Annotated in this window: 13 protein-coding genes; 4 read left to right on the top strand and 9 right to left on the bottom strand. The window is 41.2% G+C overall.

Features of this window, described 5'->3' with window-relative positions; all coding sequences use genetic code 11:
- Nucleotides 1–59: 59 nt before the first annotated feature.
- The 5 genes from ACP7AE_RS11110 to guaA all read right to left on the bottom strand — a co-directional run bounded on the left by ACP7AE_RS11110 (nt 60) and on the right by guaA (nt 4,415).
- Nucleotides 60–638, bottom strand: a complete 579-nt coding sequence (locus ACP7AE_RS11110; protein ID WP_426243089.1) for a hypothetical protein — start codon at nt 636–638, stop codon at nt 60–62.
- Nucleotides 639–751: 113 nt separating this feature from the next.
- Nucleotides 752–913 carry a hypothetical protein gene (locus ACP7AE_RS11105; RefSeq protein WP_426243087.1) on the bottom strand — a complete coding sequence of 54 codons (162 nt, stop codon included), beginning with the start codon at nt 911–913 and terminating at the stop codon, nt 752–754.
- On the bottom strand, nt 904–1,716 hold the full coding sequence (locus ACP7AE_RS11100; RefSeq protein WP_426243085.1) for a hypothetical protein: 813 nt from the start codon (nt 1,714–1,716) through the stop codon (nt 904–906). The genes ACP7AE_RS11105 and ACP7AE_RS11100 overlap by 10 nt, the downstream gene beginning before the upstream one ends.
- 45 nt (nt 1,717–1,761) lie before the next feature.
- A complete protein-coding gene (locus ACP7AE_RS11095; RefSeq protein ID WP_426243083.1) occupies nt 1,762–2,448 on the bottom strand; it encodes a DUF2628 domain-containing protein in 687 nt (228 codons plus the stop codon).
- A 371-nt stretch (nt 2,449–2,819) separates the two neighbouring features.
- A complete protein-coding gene (guaA, locus tag ACP7AE_RS11090; protein ID WP_426243081.1) occupies nt 2,820–4,415 on the bottom strand; it encodes a glutamine-hydrolyzing GMP synthase in 1,596 nt (531 codons plus the stop codon).
- 599 nt (nt 4,416–5,014) lie between these two features.
- On the opposite strand from guaA, the gene ACP7AE_RS11085 reads away from it, so the two are divergent.
- The 3 genes from ACP7AE_RS11085 (at nt 5,015) to ACP7AE_RS11075 (ending at nt 10,142) form a co-directional block, all read left to right on the top strand.
- Complete coding sequence (locus ACP7AE_RS11085; RefSeq protein ID WP_426243079.1) at nt 5,015–6,772, top strand: FAD-binding oxidoreductase; 1,758 nt, start codon at nt 5,015–5,017, stop codon at nt 6,770–6,772.
- A gap of 80 nt (nt 6,773–6,852) precedes the next feature.
- On the top strand, nt 6,853–8,529 hold the full coding sequence (locus tag ACP7AE_RS11080; RefSeq protein ID WP_426243077.1) for a glycerol-3-phosphate dehydrogenase/oxidase: 1,677 nt from the start codon (nt 6,853–6,855) through the stop codon (nt 8,527–8,529).
- A 44-nt stretch (nt 8,530–8,573) separates the two neighbouring features.
- Nucleotides 8,574–10,142 carry an FGGY-family carbohydrate kinase gene (locus ACP7AE_RS11075; RefSeq protein WP_426243075.1) on the top strand — a complete coding sequence of 523 codons (1,569 nt, stop codon included), beginning with the start codon at nt 8,574–8,576 and terminating at the stop codon, nt 10,140–10,142.
- A 127-nt stretch (nt 10,143–10,269) separates the two neighbouring features.
- Here ACP7AE_RS11075 and ACP7AE_RS11070 read toward each other — a convergent pair whose 3' ends face one another.
- A complete protein-coding gene (locus tag ACP7AE_RS11070; protein ID WP_426243073.1) occupies nt 10,270–11,448 on the bottom strand; it encodes a MalY/PatB family protein in 1,179 nt (392 codons plus the stop codon).
- Between the two features lie 245 nt (nt 11,449–11,693).
- Here ACP7AE_RS11070 and ACP7AE_RS11065 point away from each other — a divergent pair, with 245 nt between their 5' ends.
- On the top strand, nt 11,694–12,527 hold the full coding sequence (locus ACP7AE_RS11065) for a hypothetical protein (RefSeq protein WP_201540832.1): 834 nt from the start codon (nt 11,694–11,696) through the stop codon (nt 12,525–12,527).
- Nucleotides 12,528–12,940: 413 nt separating this feature from the next.
- Here the strand turns inward: ACP7AE_RS11065 and ACP7AE_RS11060 are convergent, their stop codons facing one another.
- From ACP7AE_RS11060 to ACP7AE_RS11050, 3 genes are all read right to left on the bottom strand, one after another.
- A complete protein-coding gene (locus ACP7AE_RS11060) occupies nt 12,941–14,611 on the bottom strand; it encodes a hypothetical protein (protein ID WP_426243071.1) in 1,671 nt (556 codons plus the stop codon).
- A gap of 130 nt (nt 14,612–14,741) precedes the next feature.
- On the bottom strand, nt 14,742–16,838 hold the full coding sequence (locus tag ACP7AE_RS11055; RefSeq protein WP_426243069.1) for a P-loop NTPase fold protein: 2,097 nt from the start codon (nt 16,836–16,838) through the stop codon (nt 14,742–14,744).
- Between the two features lie 44 nt (nt 16,839–16,882).
- Nucleotides 16,883–17,710 carry a crotonase/enoyl-CoA hydratase family protein gene (locus ACP7AE_RS11050; RefSeq protein WP_201540830.1) on the bottom strand — a complete coding sequence of 276 codons (828 nt, stop codon included), beginning with the start codon at nt 17,708–17,710 and terminating at the stop codon, nt 16,883–16,885.
- Nucleotides 17,711–17,894: the final 184 nt, after the last annotated feature.

Genomic DNA, 17,894 nt, shown 5'->3' with positions numbered 1-17,894 from the left:
AGACCATTATCGATGCTAGACAGCACTTGTTTACGATAGTCGATTGAATAAGTCATGGTTTATCTGAATAGTTGATTAGTTTTTATGTATTGTATCGGTTTTATCTGAACTCTACTATAGAAAGATCCTATTTTTATAAACTCTTTAGGTTTAGAGTCTATTTCAGTTAAAGACTCCAAAGAACTACCAGATTTAAACAACCTGTAAACTTCAATTGCTTTAGCAATCCGTCCCCATTTTTTAAACAAATTGCTAGTATGCTCAAGTCGTATTCTTTTTTCTAACTCTGATAGATTGTGATACTCCAATACTGGTATTTTATCTATTTCATATCTAGGTAAATCTAAATTATACTTACTAGGTGTTTGTAAAGCTTTTACGGCTGCACACCTCCTATTACCATCTTTAACAATATATTTCTCATCAACCTTGAAGACCCATAAAGGCCTGTCATAATAAAATTCGTCTGCATCTACAATTGCTTTAGTTAACTCTTCAGCTGCTTCTGTAAATAATAAGTACTCGACTATATCACTCTCTTTACTACTACCATTATAAAGCTCAGCAAATCTTGGGTTTTCTTTATCTAGAACCAAATCATCAAGTTTAACTTCTTTTGCAACATAATTTTTATTCATTATAATCATCTCATTTGAAAGCTAAACTTTAGAACTAAAGTCCATAAAAATCTATTATAGGATAATTACACATATAAGTATAATCATCCTTAGTAGACTCATTAAAATTCAACCTACTCCCACTCAATCGTCGCTGGTGGTTTGCTCGACACATCATAAGTCACGCGTGATATCTTAGCAATTGTATTCGCAGTTAGATAAAGATGTGATGAATGTAAAGAGAGTTTCTTACGATCAAACAAAGTCATTTCTACTTTATCAACAGTTAACCACACGCCCAATCAAACTCATTATTCAGCAAATCAATTTGCCCATTACCACCACCCATATTGGCATCGCCAAGCGTTTCTTCAAACTCAATATAAAAAGGACTAAATTCTGGCATCGCTTGAATGGGATTGGCCGTACCACCAAAATGACTTTTTGCATGAAACCTATCAAGCTTTAACATCTCACCTTTTTCAGAGAACATCGGAATATAGGCATTTCCATCATCTTCATCTGGCCACTCATCGAGCATCTTGCCAACGTTAGGATCATCTATTCGGACAACGTGCTTAATAAACTGAGCAGGTTCATCTTTAACAAAGCAGGTGCTACTCCACGCTTCAATTTCATAGTCTGAATATATACCATCTTCTTTACTAGGCAATGCTGTCGCTTCCTCTTCAAACTCCTCCTTGGTTAGCCAAATCAATGTCCAGCCACCACCAATCATATCTTCAAGATAGATTTCTTGAGGGTGACGATGGTTAGCATAGCGACTCAGTGACGCCCAAAAATTCTCAGCGTCTGTATCATTCACCTCAGTGAGATTAGCAATCATATCTTCAACACCGTCTACCCTATCTTCAATATGATCATCCGCTTGAAAAAGCGATATTGCCACGAGATCTTTCCCTTTTACGCGATACGCTTCAGGCACTAATATCGTCCATAAGTGCGCCATCGGTAGACCGTTAATCCTGCTTCGCGGCCATTGATCCGTGGTGATGCCGACTGGGCGACCAAAAGCCCAACCTTGCCCATGATCTTTATCCGTGAGTTCCAAATCATATGCTTGTTTCAATGGTTCCATCACTTTTGTCTCGCCTCCTTAGATTAACCTTATTTATTAGACGTACTACACCAACCAAAACCAATCAGGCGCAAACAAATAGGACATACCCATAGATAGCAATACTGATAATATGCTACCCACAATGGCGCCAACCCATGACGTACCACCCTTTGCCGCTAACTCCTGTTCGACCGTCGCTGGGTCAGCTGTATTACTCATGACTTTTTTTATATTTTTGACGCTGTGACTAAAGTAAAAATAATTACCTAAAAGTCCTGTCAGCACTGCCCATGCGACAAAAAAGCTGGTTTGACCTATAGAGCTATACGCCTCCATACCGAGCAGATGCATTAAAATTAAATCGACCGTATTTATGCCAAGTACAATACACAAGGCTACTAGGTACATTTTACGATAGCATAACCAAGATGTTCCCAAGAGTAGTCCAGCAATATTAAAACTGTGAATGCTCGAACCATCCTTATTGACTTCTAAACGTGGCTCACTGTCCTTAAACCATTTATTACGGTAGAAATCATCATACTTTTTACCAACGAAAGCAGCCAATAAAGCATCGGCATTTTCAGAACTGGAAGCTGAATGGTTTTGCGGGATTTGCGCATCTTTAGAAATATTAACTGGCGTTAATGGTGGCGGTGTTTGTGCTTGAACGTCAGAGAGCTGATGCCCACATTTTGAACAAAATCCTGCCTCGCTTGAATTTTCTTGATTACAGTTATTACAAAACATCTTATCCCTTAATTTTACTAAATACTGAACGATTGATAGGCTTATTTCGACTTTAACAAATAATAGCCAATTAAAGTTGATACTATTATAGATAATAAAGACAAATGTTCAATGAAAAATTAGAGGATTCTTAGTTGCCTGTTTGTTTTAACCAAAAAAAGCACCCAACCAAGTTGAGTGCTTTTTTATCGCTATATTGAACTAATCTAATTATTGATCAGTCCTATATCAATTCATAAAACATGAGTTGAAAAGCTCATTTAGATAAGTTTACGTAGTCTAAAATGGTAACAAGGCAACCGAGCGCAGATAGTACGTGTTTGTACATCTAGCTAGGTTAACACTGTTACCGTTTAGAATACTTAAACGGTTTATTCCCACTCAATCGTCGCAGGCGGCTTACTCGACACATCATAAGTCACGCGTGATACTTCAGCGATTTCATTCATAATGCGATTCGATACCGTCTCGATCAAATCATATGGCAGATGGGCAAAGCGCGCAGTCATAAAGTCTACGGTTTCAACAGCACGTAGCGCGATTACCCACGCATAGCGGCGACCATCACCGACCACGCCGACTGATTTAATTGGTTGGAATACCGCAAATGCTTGCGCGGTCTTTTCATACCAGCCTGAACGCTCAAGCTCTTCCATAAAGATAGCATCAGCAGCACGCAAGATATCAGCGAATTCTTTGGTCACTTCGCCCAAGATACGCACGCCCAAACCCGGTCCTGGGAACGGATGACGGTTAATCATCTTCGCTGGTAAACCAAGGGTAATACCCAATTTACGCACTTCATCTTTAAACAAATCGCGTAATGGCTCAACCAACTCAAATGCCAAATCATCTGGCAAACCGCCTACATTATGGTGACTCTTAATCACGTGGGCTTTACCTTGATGCGACTTCGCTGATTCAATCACGTCTGGATAAATCGTACCTTGCGCCAAGAATTCGATGACTTTACCATCGCTTTGCTCACTGACTTCACGAGCACTATTAGCGAATACATCGATAAAGGTTTTACCGATGATTTTGCGCTTGGCTTCAGGATCAGACTCGCCAGCCAATGCCGTTAAGAACAACTCTTCAGCATCGACGCGAATGACTTTTACGCCCATATTTTCAGCAAAGATTTGCATCACTTGGTCGCCTTCGTGCAGACGCAAAAGACCAGTATCAACAAACACACACGTTAGCTGATCGCCAATCGCTTTATGCAATAATGCTGCGACGACTGAACTGTCCACACCACCTGAAAGACCGAGCAATACTTGCTTATCTCCGATTTGCTTCTGCAATTGTGCGATACGCATATCGATGATGTTGTCAGGCGTCCAGCTACCAGCGCAGCCACAGATTTCATGGACGAAACGTCCTAGTAATGCAGAACCTTGTGCGGTATGCGTGACTTCAGGATGGAACTGCAAACCATAATAATGGCGCGAATCATCAGCCATAATCGCAATCGGACAGCTTGGCGTACTAGCAACGATATCGAAACCTTGTGGCGCATCAATCACTTTATCGCCATGACTCATCCAGACATTTAGCTTACCAGCAGCGTCTTCGATGCCATCTATAAGGGTAGATTTGCCGTCAATATTGATAATCGATGCGCCAAATTCATGGATATCACTGGCATGAACTTTACCACCGAAGCGCTCTGCCATCGCTTGCATACCATAGCAGATACCCAATACGGGTACGCCTAGATCAAATACGGCATCATTGATGCGTGGGCTGTCATCAGCGTGCACGCTCTCAGGACCGCCAGATAAGATAACGCCTTTTGCGCCAAAATCGATAATGCGCTGAGTGTCGATATCATATGGGAACATCTCACAAAACACCCCAGAATCACGGACACGGCGGGCGATAAGCTGGCTGTACTGTGAGCCAAAATCGAGAATTAAGATGCGATCTTCTTTAATAGTAGGAACGTTGGCAGCAGTTGTCATAACGTAGTGTCCATCAATAAATAAATTGGTGCGCTATTTTAACAAGTTTGAGCAGTCTATTGGTTATAAAAATACGCTAATCTGCTAACTGGTATATAAATCTATAGCTCATCAGTATAAACCTCTACTTTATTTCATTAATGAATGCATTTCTTCTATATTTTTCTACATCTAGGTAGCGATGATAAAGCACTGTAGAGTAATCAACAGAATAAAAACGCGATTAATTGGCCTAATATTTCTATGGGTAACGCCTAAATTCTGATTTAAGCATTATTACAAAGCAGCCATTATGCTTTTTTATATAGCATTTTACAGAGAAGCTTGTATCAGTATCGCCTATGACTACCGTATATTATTAGGCAACACGTGGACTTCACCCGAAACCTTCTCTAGCTTAGTCTCACCGCATTGGTATTTTTATATGTTAGATTTTATTGGTGTTATTTGGCACTACTTAGCGCATAGACTGATGGTTTTGGTGGGGAATAAAGAATTAGCAAGTCGGAACAGCACACCAATCGTTGTTGACTAATGTACAGAAAACAGTTACTTATTATAGTCACAGATAATCATAATAAATTGACAGGTATGTCCCTATGAGCAAAATCAAAGCCCTTATCCGAAAACGCCCTAAATCTGACCCGTCTAAAGCTATTTCAGTCAATTCTGATAATCAAAATACCAATAACACCAGTATAGACTCCGCCTTAAAAGGTCATACGGTAAATACCCCAATCGAGCAAACGCGCTGGAATGGCTGGGGCAATATCAATATTAATAAAAAAGTCTCAGCGCATGGGGCGAAACTGATCAAATCGCACATTGGTAAAACCAAAAAACTATCATCAGTGAGCTTACAGCAAGTACTTAAAACCGTCCCCAAATCCCGCTTGCCTGTTGCTATGACTGAGCTTGATACCGTATCTGTCGATAACGAAGTGAGACTTAGACATGCTCGTGGCCAAAGCTTTCCAGACTGGATAGCCATGCATGGTGGCGACTTTGAAGTCTTTCCTGATGGGGTCGCTTTTCCTGAATCGACCGCTGATGTCGAAACCTTATTAAAGCTAGCGAGCGAGCACGACCTTATCATCATTCCTTTCGGTGGCGGCACCTCAGTCGCGGGTCATATCAATCCGCAAAAAGGTTCACGCCCCGTATTGACCATCGCCATGAGCAAAATGGATCAGCTGATTGACTTAGACAGTGAGAGCCAAATTGCTACTTTTGGCGCAGGTACACAAGGGCCAGCAGTCGAAGCACAACTGGACGCACACGGCTACCGCTTGGGACATTATCCTCAGTCTTGGGAGCTATCGACACTTGGCGGCTGGATTGCGGCGCGTTCTAGTGGTCAGCAGTCTTTAGGCTACGGGCGCATCGAACAGATGTTTGCCGGTGGTACTTTAGTGACGCCGCAAGGGGTACTCAATATTGCTGATATTCCAGCGTCAGCAGCAGGGCCTGATCTGCGTGAGATGATGATGGGCACTGAGGGTCGCGCTGGTATTTTTACCGAAGTCAAAATGCGTGTGCAGTCGCAACCAGAAGAAGAACTGTTTAGAGTCGCCTTTTTACCCAACTGGGAAGCAGGTAAAGAAGTGCTTAGACAAGCTGTGCAAAAAAATATTCGCCTATCTATGCTACGCCTGAGTAATGCGGTCGAGACTGACGCGCACCTACATCTAGGTACGACGCCTAGCCAGTTTTTGGCCATTAGCACTTATCTAAAAGCACGCGGACTCAGCTCAGAAAAAGTCATGCTCACTTATGGCGTTTCAGGGGATAAAGCACAGAATAAATTGGCACTGACACAGTTTAATAAGCTATTAAAACAGCAAGGCAGTGTCACGGGCAAAATAACCGATATCATGGGCAGTGTGTGGGCGCATGGACGCTTTAAATTCCCTTATCTTCGTGGCACTTTATGGGAAAAAGGCATCATGGTCGATACCTTTGAGACCGCAACTAATTGGAATCATATCGACGAGCAAATGCAGCAGATGCAACAAGCCGTTCAGACTTCCTTGGCAGATGAAGGTGAAAACGTCATGGCCTTTACCCATATCTCGCACGTCTATAAGCAAGGTGCTAGCCTTTATACTACCTACTTCTTTAGAGCCGCAAAAGATCACGCCAGCACGTTAAGCCGCTGGCAAAAAATCAAACATGCCGCCAGTTCAAGTTTGGCCAATGGCACAGCGACAATATCACACCAGCATGGCGTCGGCCGTGACCATGCACCCTATCTTGCTGCTGAAAAGGGTGAGCTAGGTATCCAAGTGACCAGTGATATGCTCAAGAGCCTAGACCCTGAACAGCGTATGAACCCGGGTGTTTTAATCGAAGATTAAAAGGTAGCTACAGTCCGACCAGATGACTTAGGAACACTGAGTCACTGATTAATTTGAGTGTAAGTTACGACGGATCATTTATGAACCAAGCCAATCAGCATGATCAATACCAGCAGCGCCAGCAAGCATTAGCGCCTTTATCTCGCCGCTTGTCTCAAAAAGAACCTTGGGATATGCTTATCATCGGTGGCGGCATTACTGGTGCTGCGATTGCTCGCGAGGCAGCAAGGCGCGGCTTAGCGGTGTTACTCATTGAGCAAAAAGACTTTGCTTGGGGCACGTCCAGCCGCTCTAGCAAAATGGTACATGGCGGGCTGCGCTATATTGCCTCAGGTGACTATAAAACCACTTTGCTGAGCGTCCGTGAGCGCGAGCGCATGCTCAGCGAAGCAAGTGGTCTCGTCAACGAGATGCATTACGTCATGCCGCATTATAAAGGCAAGTTTCCACCGCCATGGATATTCAATACCTTGCTACGTGTCTACGATGGGTTGGCAGGCAAGCGCTACTCTAAATACTTTAAAAAAGACGCTTTTTTACAGCTTAATCCGCACATCAAGCAAGAAAAATTTTTGGGCGCCAGTCAATTTAGCGATGCAGTGACCGATGACTCACGCCTTGTGATGCGGGTACTTGATGAGGCGATTAATGACGGCGCGCAGGCGATTAACTACCTTAAAGCTGAGTCTTTAATCACCAATGAGCAAGGCTTGGTGACGGGTGCTACTCTAAAAGATACCGCATCCGAAGACAACGGTCATACCTACGATATTCATGCCAAAGTGGTGGTCAGCGCGACGGGTGCTTGGGCGGATACTCTAAGGATGCAGGCAAGCAAACAAACAGAACAAAACTTTCATAAGCAAATTCGCCCGTCGCGTGGCAGTCATTTGGTGGTCAGTCAAGAGCGCCTACCAATCAAACAAGCCTATACCTTTTTGCATCCTGTCGATAAAAGAGCCGTCTTTGTCTTTCCATGGGAAAACCGTACCGTCCTTGGAACAACCGATTTGGATCATCCGCCATTAGACGATAACGAAGTCGGTATCACTAATGAAGAGGTGGATTACCTATTGGCGGCAACCAACAATCTCTTTGATAATGTAGACATTAGCCGCAAGGATGTCATCAGCTCATGGGCAGGCGTACGTCCACTGATTTCTGATGGCGGTGATGGTAAGCGCGTCAGTCCGAGTAAAGAAAAACGCGACCATAGCGTCTGGTTGGATAATAATTTGGTCACCGTCAGCGGTGGCAAGCTAACCACCTTTCGCCTAATCGCCCTTGATGTACTGAAAGTTTGTCAAAAGGTGCTCGAACTTGATGAGTCGGCTACTCAAAATAATGTCTCATATAGCAGCCAAGTCTTTAGCAATCAACCGCCAACCAATCCCAAGTTTTCAACCCTAACACCACTATTGCAACAACGCTTGCAAGGGTTTTACGGTCTACAGCTTGATACCTTATTAGAATTAGCTCATGACGATGATTTGGCTTATGTGACCGATAGCAATACCATTTGGGCGGAGATTCGCTTTGCCGTACATTATGAGCAGGTTATCCATTTGGATGATTTATTATTACGCCGTACACGCTTGGGATTGATATTGCCAAATGGTGCAATGACGCCGTTGATTAGCGATAGGCTCAAACAAATATGTCAGCAAGAGCTGGGCTGGGATGAGCAAAAATGGCAGCAAGAAGTTGAACGCTATACCCAATTATGGCAATGCTATTATCACTTGCCTGCGGCTTAAGCCTATCTTTATTACTGCTTATCACTACATAGTTAAGGATGACTATGACCAACCACTTTGATGCTCCTATTTATTTCTTAGCCATCGACAATGGCACCCAAAGCGTCAGAGCGCTTATCTTCGATCAATTTGGGACTGAAATCGCCAAAGCCCGCGTCATTATCGAACCGTATTTTTCAACGCAGCCAAATTTTGCGGAGCAGCATGCCGACTACTATTGGAAAAAATTAAGCGAAGCCTGTCAGCAATTGTGGCAAAGCTGCGATATTACGCCCGAGCAAATCGCTGGCGTTAGCCTCGCCACCCAGCGCTATACCATGATATGTTTGGATAAAGACAAACAGCCACTACGTCCTGCCATTGTCTGGATGGATTTGCGTCGCGGCGAAACCAATGACATAGGATTTCTCTCGCCACTCACTAAAGTGGTTGGTATGGGTGAGCTGGTCAATGAAGCTCAGCAAAAAGCTCGCTGTAATTGGCTTGCTCATCATGAGCCAGAAATGTGGGCAAAAACAGCCTATTATATCAATTTATCAGCGTACTTGACCTATCAGTTGACAGGTGAATTAGCTGACTCCACTGGTCATGCCCTTGGCTATCTGCCGTACGATTACAAGGCGCAAGCTTGGTTTAAGCCAAATAACCTCAAATGGCGACTGTTTAGTTGCCGACTAGAGCAAATGCCTAAGTTAGTTGCACCCGGTCAACCACTCGGTTCTATAAGCGCTCACGCTGCCGCCGCTACTGGTATTCTGGAAGGCATACCAATGATTGCTGCCGCCAGTGATAAGGCTTGTGAAGCGTTAGGCTCTGCGGGTCTCGCCGCAGACACCGCCTGCTTAAGCTTTGGCACCACCGCGACTATTAATACCACCTCGAGTAATTATATCGAGATACTTAAACATATGCCCGCCTACACTGCCGCCGCGCCAAATTACTACAATCATGAGTACATGATTTATCGCGGCTTTTGGATGGTCAGTTGGTTTAAAGAGCAATTTGCCCACTATGAAGAGCAGTTAGCAAAGACCCAAGGCATCGATACCGAAAAACTCCTCGATCAAGCGGTGAAAGACATTCCAGCAGGCTGTATGGGATTAATGATGCAGCCATACTGGTCGCCAGGTGTGCGTCATCCGGGACTTGAGGGCAAAGGTGCGCTTATTGGCTTTGGTGATGTGCATAAACGAGCGCACGTTTATCGCGCTATATTAGAAGGGCTCGCTTACGAGCTAAAACTAGGCTTCGATACCATTGAGAAGCGTACCGGTAAATCCATTAAACACCTGCGTGTCTCAGGTGGCGGCTCTCAAAGTGACTCGGCTATGCAGCTTACGGCTGATATCTTTGGCATGCCCGCTTACCGCCCCCATACTTATGAAGCCTCAGGGTTAGGCGCGGCTATCAATTGTGCAGTAGGGCTTGGCGTTTATCCTGACCATTCAACCGCAACTCAGGCCATGACCCATTTGGGCGATGAGTTCTTACCTATTGACGCCAACGTCCAGCTCTACAAACGTCTTTATAATGAGGTTTATCTCAAAATGTATGAGCGTCTAAAACCCTTATATCAAAGTATTCAAGATATTACCGGTTACCCAGCTAAATAATATAGTCATTTCAATATAAAGAGGTACGTTAAAAATAGCGTTATGTTGGGATAAACTTTCCTCGCTTGCTGTGCACTTCGCACTCCAGAGGCTTCGCAAAATTTATCCCAGCAGTACTGCATTCTTTTTAAATGGAATCGACTATATTAAAATCATCAATATTTAAGGCAGTATGCATACGATTTAACCCTTCTATCAGCAGCGTTTTAGGACACGCCACATTAAGGCGCATTTTTAGATGCCCTTCATTACCGTACTTAATGCCTGCGCTAAGCTCAACTTTAGCGGCTCTAAGCCTGTCATAGAGCAGTTGATCGTCTTGCGCATATGCCGAGCAATCTAGCCAAATCAAATACGAAGCTTCTGGACGCATCACCTTAATTTTAGGTAAATGCTCTTCTAAAAATTGTATGGTTAAGTCAATATTGGCTTCAATATAAGTCAGCGCCTGCGCCAACCACTCACCACCCTCTTCATAAGCACGATGCATCGCCGTATAAGCAAATAAATTTAGCTCATGCTCGTCACTTAAGCGCTGCTGCTGGTTAATTTTACTCAGTAATGCGCTGTCTTTAGCAAATATCATCGAGCCTTTGATACCGGCAATATTAAAGGTTTTGGTCATCGAGGTTAGGCTTACCACTTTGTGCTCATAGCCAGCTGCTAAGGTTAAAAAAGGTGTAAATGTATGACCACTCAAATTTAGATCTTGATGAATCTCATCACTCACAATCGCCACATCGTGCTTTTTACAAATTAAAAGCAGCGCTTCAATCTCATCTGCTGTCCATACACGTCCACCCGGATTATGCGGATTACAGAACAAATAAAGCTTAACCTTATGCTCAATAATTTTAGCTTCTATATCAGCTAAATCCAGAATATATTTCCCTTCAACCTCCTGTAATGCAGAGGTCACCAGCTTACGATTATTATCCAAAACCTTGGTCATAAAAGGCGTGTAAATCGGATCATTGATAAGTACCGAATCCCCTGCCTCGGTAAACACCTTCATCATCATCACCAAACTTGGCACGACACCCGGAGAAAACAGGATATCCTGCTGCTCCAGCCACAAGTCATAACGACTGCCATGCCAGTCGATAATCGCTTGATACAACGGCTCGGTCGGCACGGTGTAACCCAATATACCATGCTGCGCTACTTGTTCAATCGACGCTAAAATAGGCTGGGCAGTCTTAAAGTCCATATCCGCGACCCATAGCGGAATCGTGTCATCGCTATAATGCCATTTAAACGACCCCGTATCACGTCTGTCTATTATTTCATCAAAGTTGTACAGCACCGATGCTCTCCTTTACGGTAGTTTTATATTATAACTGTTCATTCGTCGGCTTAAATGACCTTTGAAAATATAATGCTATCATTATTTGAATAATGGTTAAAAATTAGTGTTACATTAATGTTGCGGACTCTACATATGATCAAGTTATTTATGCCAGAGTATGCTCATATTGCAAGGATTATGATCTATCAGCTTTTACCCAAACCCCCTACTAAGCCAAGATGGCTTGTCTAAAAGGACTTAGCATGATGAAAATGGACTCCCTATCAAAATTAGCACTCAAAATCAGTTCCCTTACTCTCGCCATTGCCGCAACTTCTGCATGCACTGCTATGGCAACAGGTGCTGACTCCCAAGTTTCAAATACCCAAACCACTACGAACAGTACTGCCATTACTTTAGGCAATAGTGCTATGTCTAGCGGCACTAACGACACGGTTGCTATCGGTAATATGGCCAATGCAGGTCTGAACTCAGCAACCGCTGTCGGTGGTCAAGCCAATGCCGCAGGTTTAGGCTCAACCTCTATCGGTTGGCAATCAAAAGCCACTGCCGAACGCGCGCAAGCCTTTGGTCATCTAGCCAATGCTAGCGGTGTTCGCTCTACCGCAGTTGGTGAAGCAGCCATGGCTGGTGGTACTAACGATACGGTCGCTGTCGGCAATAAAGCCAATGCAGGTCTAAACTCCGCAACGGCTGTTGGCGGGGAAGCCAATGCCGCAGGTTTAGGCTCAACCTCTATCGGTTGGCAATCAAAAGCCACTGCCGAACGCGCGCAAGCCTTTGGTCATCTAGCCAATGCTAGTGGTGTTCGCTCTACCGCAGTTGGTGAAGCGGCAGCCGCACAAGGTGCAAACTCGGTAGCGTTAGGCAATAAATCTATGGCTGGCGGCATGAATAGCATCGCTATCGGTAACGAGGCAAAGGCAGCTAAAAACAACCAAGTCGTCTTAGGTAATGCTGGACAAGTACAGTCGAGTACCGCAGCACAATCAGGTACGGTCAGAATAGTCACTATTGATGACAACGGCACATTAGGCACTATGATGGTTGATTACTATAAAAAATCAGCTAAATAATAGTAGTCAATCAGTGCCAAGCTATTAACGCTGGTGCAGTTATCACCAGTTATACTCGATAAGATAATGAGACCTCGCCATGGCGGGGGTTTTTTGGTTGGTATGTTTGGTTTGCTTGGTAGTATTTTGAAGTGCTGCATTAGATTGCGTGGTTATCAGAGCTACTATGAAGTGGGAGCCAATCCTGCCCTCCGCTATTATCTGCTCATCTAGGCGTGGCGAGGCTACGGCTTGGGTCATCCCTGTTTGGTCACGATATGCTCCAAAACCTAGCCTTCGCAACACGCTTATTCAAGCAGGATAGCCTCAAGAAACTCTCATTTAAGAGAGTTTCACTTGCAAGCCTAAAATTGCAGTGCAATTTTTTTACGGCTCTCATGTCAGGGCTAAACCGTGTCACAAGGTGACTGGTTTTAATTTCCTAGAACATGGGATTGTAACCTCGTAGAAAGCACTTTTTTACCGATAGGGTTACTCTTAGGTCTTTTGGGCTTAGGGAATTTCCTTACTACTCTAGCTGTATTTAATTTATTTAAGATCGCTCTATTCTCTTCAGAGTCTTCAAATTCAACGTCTGTACCATGAGTAAGAGTTTGATAAGGCTCATCTAATAAGCTTAACACTCTCATAATTTCTGAGTCATTCATATTTTCAATTTGATTTAGAAGTAGCTTTTTAAGCTCATTTGAATCTGCATGCTCAATGAATTGCTCGTAAATAGTAATAGGTATTCTATCACTACCATATACCCCTAGAATTTTCTTGCGAATATGCTCACCAACGCTAATCAAATCAACGCCTATATTTTCAACTAGGAAGCGCTTACTATTATTGATAATATCTTCAGAAAAAAGTAAAGATACTATATCCTGTGGACGCAGTTGAATAAAGTCTAAATCATTCATTATAAATTCAATATTTTTAACTAAAAAAGTCAAGATAACTTCTTTTGATGCATGTTCTTTGACTTGTTCCCAGTTTTCAGGAGTTAAACTTAACTTTCCAAGAGATATTAGAGCCCGAATTTTCTCTTGACTAATATCCTCTAAGTTTGAGTTGTTCCAGTTGTTATCAGTTACACCAATTAGTTTTTCGTATGCGTCATCACTCAACTCACTACATACAAAAAGATGTTTATCGAACTCAGCTTTAGTAGCTTCCCAGTCTACAATTCCTAAAAAATCTAGTTCTGTGTAATTAACCATTTGTAAATAACTTCGTCCATTTTCCAAGAATTTGACAAGTGAACCATCTATCTCCCGATAAGCACCTTGATCACCCTGATCTTCATAAGACTCAGAAAAATACTTAAAAACATTTGACCATGAGTATGGGACTTTCAAGCTGCCGATAAGATATTGTTGAATTTGATAGTTTTCGACTACACTTATATCTTTAATCTTAGTAGAAGTGATGTCAATAAATTTTTCTACTATTGAATTGCGACTATCCAACACATTTAAAGTTTTAATATAAACATTTTCATCTTCAGAATACGAGGTACTTTCATCTGCATCTACTAAAATAACTCTTATATATTCCAATAGATTTTCAGACCAAATATTTTCAGTTAGATAGTCAATACCAGAGTTAGCCATAAGGGTTATTGGTTTGACTTCTAGGTCAGCGACAGCTGTATCAGAGTCTTCTAAACTATTTACTAAAACTTGTTTTATCATATGCTTATTGATAGCTAAGTATCTGTTCTTACCCAACCAATTAAGTTCTTCAACTTGTTCTTCTGAAAAAACAGCATGCTTAAGTGTTGGTTGAACTATATCCGTAAACCCTTGAAAGTCATCAAAATTATTATCGAAGCAATCTGAAATAACACTAACATAATCTCTTAGAATATTTAGTTCACCTCTAATTTGTTCAGTTAAATACGGTAGTTCTTCATATGACTTTAAAGGTAGGTACTTAATAAACCTTTTCAGATTAAGTCTGGCTTCTTCCGTATTGTTGTAGATATTTATTTCATCGATAATATCCTCTCTAATACCTACTATCCTTGGTATCAATAAAGAGAGATTTTTATCTCTTTTGAGATAAATCTTAAGGAAATCTCTAGGGCGTGTCCTCATTTTAAAAATGGCGATAAAAATGAGATAAATTGCAGTCAAACAAGGAAAATAGCGCAGATAATATCGAGATATTAGTCAGCTATTTGACGCCGTTTGGCAAGATTTAGCCATTTTTAACCCATTTAGATAACTATCGATTGAATTGAGGACACGCCCTAGATAAATTTGATGCATCACAAATAACTTCTATATACTTTTCAAGATATATTGTTTTACTAGAGTTATTTAGCAGAAAGTCTAACATAGTGAAGTTTAGAGCACTGTGAGTTGATAACTTGTCCAGTCCCAAATAATTTTCAACTAACTCACCACATTTTTTCAATTCAAGCTCAAAATCTGGTTCATCAAAAGTACTAACTAAAAGAGCATAGTTTTTATCATTCAAACTAATAGATTCTTCAAAGAAATAAGAGATATAACTTTGATATGTTTCGTCTATATATCCATTAGTGATAAAAAACTTCAATAAAGGCTTGTCAATAATAATATCAGACTGATTCAGCAATTCTCTTAACATCATTCTTTTTGTATCTTGGATCTCATATCTCGTATTAGACTCTTCATTTAATAAATTTTCTAACTCACCATTTTTCTTATCTTCTATATTAGAAAGCCTATCTAGATAAGGTGTATCGGGGTTAACTTCATCTTCAATATCACTAAAATTGAAACTTACTGTAAAACTTGTATTAGTTACTTCCAAAGTAATCGTTTGATGTTGTGCCATTTCCTTAAGCACTTCAGTACTAACAATATTGCTTATACTATATCCTTTAGAATCAACGACAACATTTATTTTTGACTGCCGGCCGTAAGTCCCTTGTTGCATTACACTGTCCAACTTCCTTAAAACCATATAAGAGTAAACACTATTAAGCTCTTTAATTGAGTTTAACCCCTCATCTAAAATTTTATTTTTTTTAAGCTCTAAGTTAGAGATAAATTGGTATTTTTCTGTTGCCAAAATCTCAACTATTTTCAGCTTCTCTTTATGGAAAATCTCATATATTTCACCTGAGTTCGAGTTTAGTTTGGCAAACTCGTTTGGGTGATAGTTTTTATAAACAACCATTGCAAAGAGTTTATTCTTATCTATATCCAAAACTTTAAGTTGATCAAAGTAAACCTCATACTCATTTAAAATATTCTTTAAAAGCCTCATATCGCTAAAGTATAAACAAGTATTCAATAAAAATTTATTATCAAGCTCGTTTGCTATACTGCTATGTTCTTTTATGACTATGTCATATGCAGTCGTTGGATTAACTATAGGTATAACAGGAATGATGTAATCAAAGAACTTACTTCTTTCATTGTCCTCAAAAATATCATCACGAATTGCGTATATAAACACAACTCGATGCGGGCAAGACTTATTAATAATTGAGTTTAACTCTCTAAGTCTAATAAAAATTTCAGTATCATTGAACCTATCTAAATCTTCGATGATGACAACATTCTTTCCAGTAGTTTCAAAAAAATATAATATCTCATCTAAATGATCATTAAGAATAGATTTTTCTTGTTCGTTCTTGATATTAAATTCAGCGTTGTGGAGGTTGAACTTTATCTCTTTGAGACCAAAGCCATAGCTAAATATTTTATCTATCAGAAATAATGTACAAGCGATTAAAATAACTAAATTAAAATAATGATACCAGTTTGCGAACTCTATCAAATCTGTAATAAAACCTATAAGATCAAAAGCATAGAGATAACTCCATAATCCCAGAATAATTACACCTAATACTTCCCTATAATTCTCTTTAGAATTTTGTGTAATACGTTTAAATCTTGATAAAGGAATATCGCTTTGAGGTACAGCATAAAAAAACTGCTGTAATATACTTCTTTCAATTAGCTGAATTTTATCTGGCGTAAGACCTCTCACCTCTTTATCTATACTCTCTTCATCAGCTTGATTACCTTCGCTAACCTTCTCAACTTTAAATGTAGAAAGTGATACCTCCAAAAAATCCCACTCATTTTTATTCTCGTAAGTTCTTTTGAAAGTGTTTAAAATACTACTCTTACCTGAGCCATATATCCCCGTAAGAGCTATATTTAACACAAGCTCATGCCTTAATGCTGCAACTAATCTTTTCTCATAATTTTTGTAGCTTGCACTACTCTCAAGGTTATCTGAAGGAGAAAGTACCGTTATTTTAAAATTGCTACTATTACTTTGTTCAGTTTCTAGTCTTTGTGCTGATGAGCTTTGATTCATACTATCTCTTCTAATCTAAATTGTTATTTCTTAGCTTATAGTGCTTAACGTCCCACAAACTCAGCCTCACGTCTCTCAACCATCGCCATCGCACCCTCTTTTGCATCTTCTGAATGAAACAAATGTGGCAGATAACCATGAATATTAGCTAATGCCACTTTTGCGCCATTACGACTGGCATCTTGTGCTGATGATAATAATCCTTGCACGCCAAGCGGTGCAGCGTTGCAAATCTCTTGGGCGATGGTTAGCGCACGCTTATATTCCTCACCTTTTGCCACCACTTCGCTGACTAGATTCAGCCTGTCAGCCGCTTGCGCATCGAATGCTTTACCAGTGAGTAGATACGGCATGGCTTTTTGCCAGCCAGCTGCTGCTACGAAGCGTACAGTCGCGCCACCAAACGGCATAATGCCGCGCTGGACTTCCATTTGCGCAAAGTTGCAGTTATCACTAGCGACAACGACATCGCTATTTAACATCAGCTCAATACCAGCAGTGAAACACGTTCCTTGTATCGCCACGACCACAGGTTTGGTGCGTAGTTTTCCCCCGATACCCCACGGATCGATTTCGTCGGCAGTAAACTCAAACGCGCCTTTATCCCACTTATCCTGTAGCTCCATCAAATCAAGCCCTGCGGTAAAGTGCTCCCCATGGGCGAATATTAACGCACAGCGAAGATTGGCATCATTTTCATATTGAGTGAGTGCGTCAGAGAGTTGCTTAATCATATGGCTATCAAAGGCATTGCGCTTATCCGCGCGATTTAATCCAATCAGGCAGATATAATCTTGGATGTCATAAGTAATGCGATTGTCATTGCCAGTGTTATTTCCAGCATCATTGCTATTGTGGCTTTCCGTAGTCATGGTCTTATCCTTTTTAAAGCATTCGTTTATAGAGTACAAATTACACTAAATTGATATTACTACAGCTAATAAACCTTCCTTTCAATATAGACATACGTTCGGTGCAACGCAAGCATCGTTTTAGCATGAGCCTCAATAGCTGGTGTCAATATCAGTTGACCTCATTTACGCTAATGTGCAACTA

Source organism: Psychrobacter sp. TWP2-1-2, from assembly GCF_049896785.1.
Classification (GTDB): Bacteria; Pseudomonadota; Gammaproteobacteria; order Pseudomonadales; family Moraxellaceae; genus Psychrobacter.
The sequence above is the reverse complement of the archived record's forward strand: the minus strand, read 5'-3'. Positions and strand labels throughout refer to the sequence as shown.

Excerpts from the sequence above, each read along its gene's own strand:
- ACP7AE_RS11110 (WP_426243089.1), bottom strand. The coding sequence starts at position 638 with ATGAATAAAAATTATGTTGCAAAAGAAGTTAAACTTGATGATTTGGTT.
- ACP7AE_RS11100 (WP_426243085.1), bottom strand. The coding sequence starts at position 1,716 with ATGGAACCATTGAAACAAGCATATGATTTGGAACTCACGGATAAAGAT.
- ACP7AE_RS11095 (WP_426243083.1), bottom strand. The coding sequence starts at position 2,448 with ATGTTTTGTAATAACTGTAATCAAGAAAATTCAAGCGAGGCAGGATTT.
- guaA (WP_426243081.1), bottom strand. The coding sequence starts at position 4,415 with ATGACAACTGCTGCCAACGTTCCTACTATTAAAGAAGATCGCATCTTA.
- ACP7AE_RS11085 (WP_426243079.1), top strand. The coding sequence starts at position 5,015 with ATGAGCAAAATCAAAGCCCTTATCCGAAAACGCCCTAAATCTGACCCG.
- ACP7AE_RS11080 (WP_426243077.1), top strand. The coding sequence starts at position 6,853 with ATGAACCAAGCCAATCAGCATGATCAATACCAGCAGCGCCAGCAAGCA.
- ACP7AE_RS11075 (WP_426243075.1), top strand. The coding sequence starts at position 8,574 with ATGACCAACCACTTTGATGCTCCTATTTATTTCTTAGCCATCGACAAT.
- ACP7AE_RS11065 (WP_201540832.1), top strand. The coding sequence starts at position 11,694 with ATGATGAAAATGGACTCCCTATCAAAATTAGCACTCAAAATCAGTTCC.
- ACP7AE_RS11060 (WP_426243071.1), bottom strand. The coding sequence starts at position 14,611 with ATGAGGACACGCCCTAGAGATTTCCTTAAGATTTATCTCAAAAGAGAT.
- ACP7AE_RS11055 (WP_426243069.1), bottom strand. The coding sequence starts at position 16,838 with ATGAATCAAAGCTCATCAGCACAAAGACTAGAAACTGAACAAAGTAAT.
- ACP7AE_RS11050 (WP_201540830.1), bottom strand. The coding sequence starts at position 17,710 with ATGACTACGGAAAGCCACAATAGCAATGATGCTGGAAATAACACTGGC.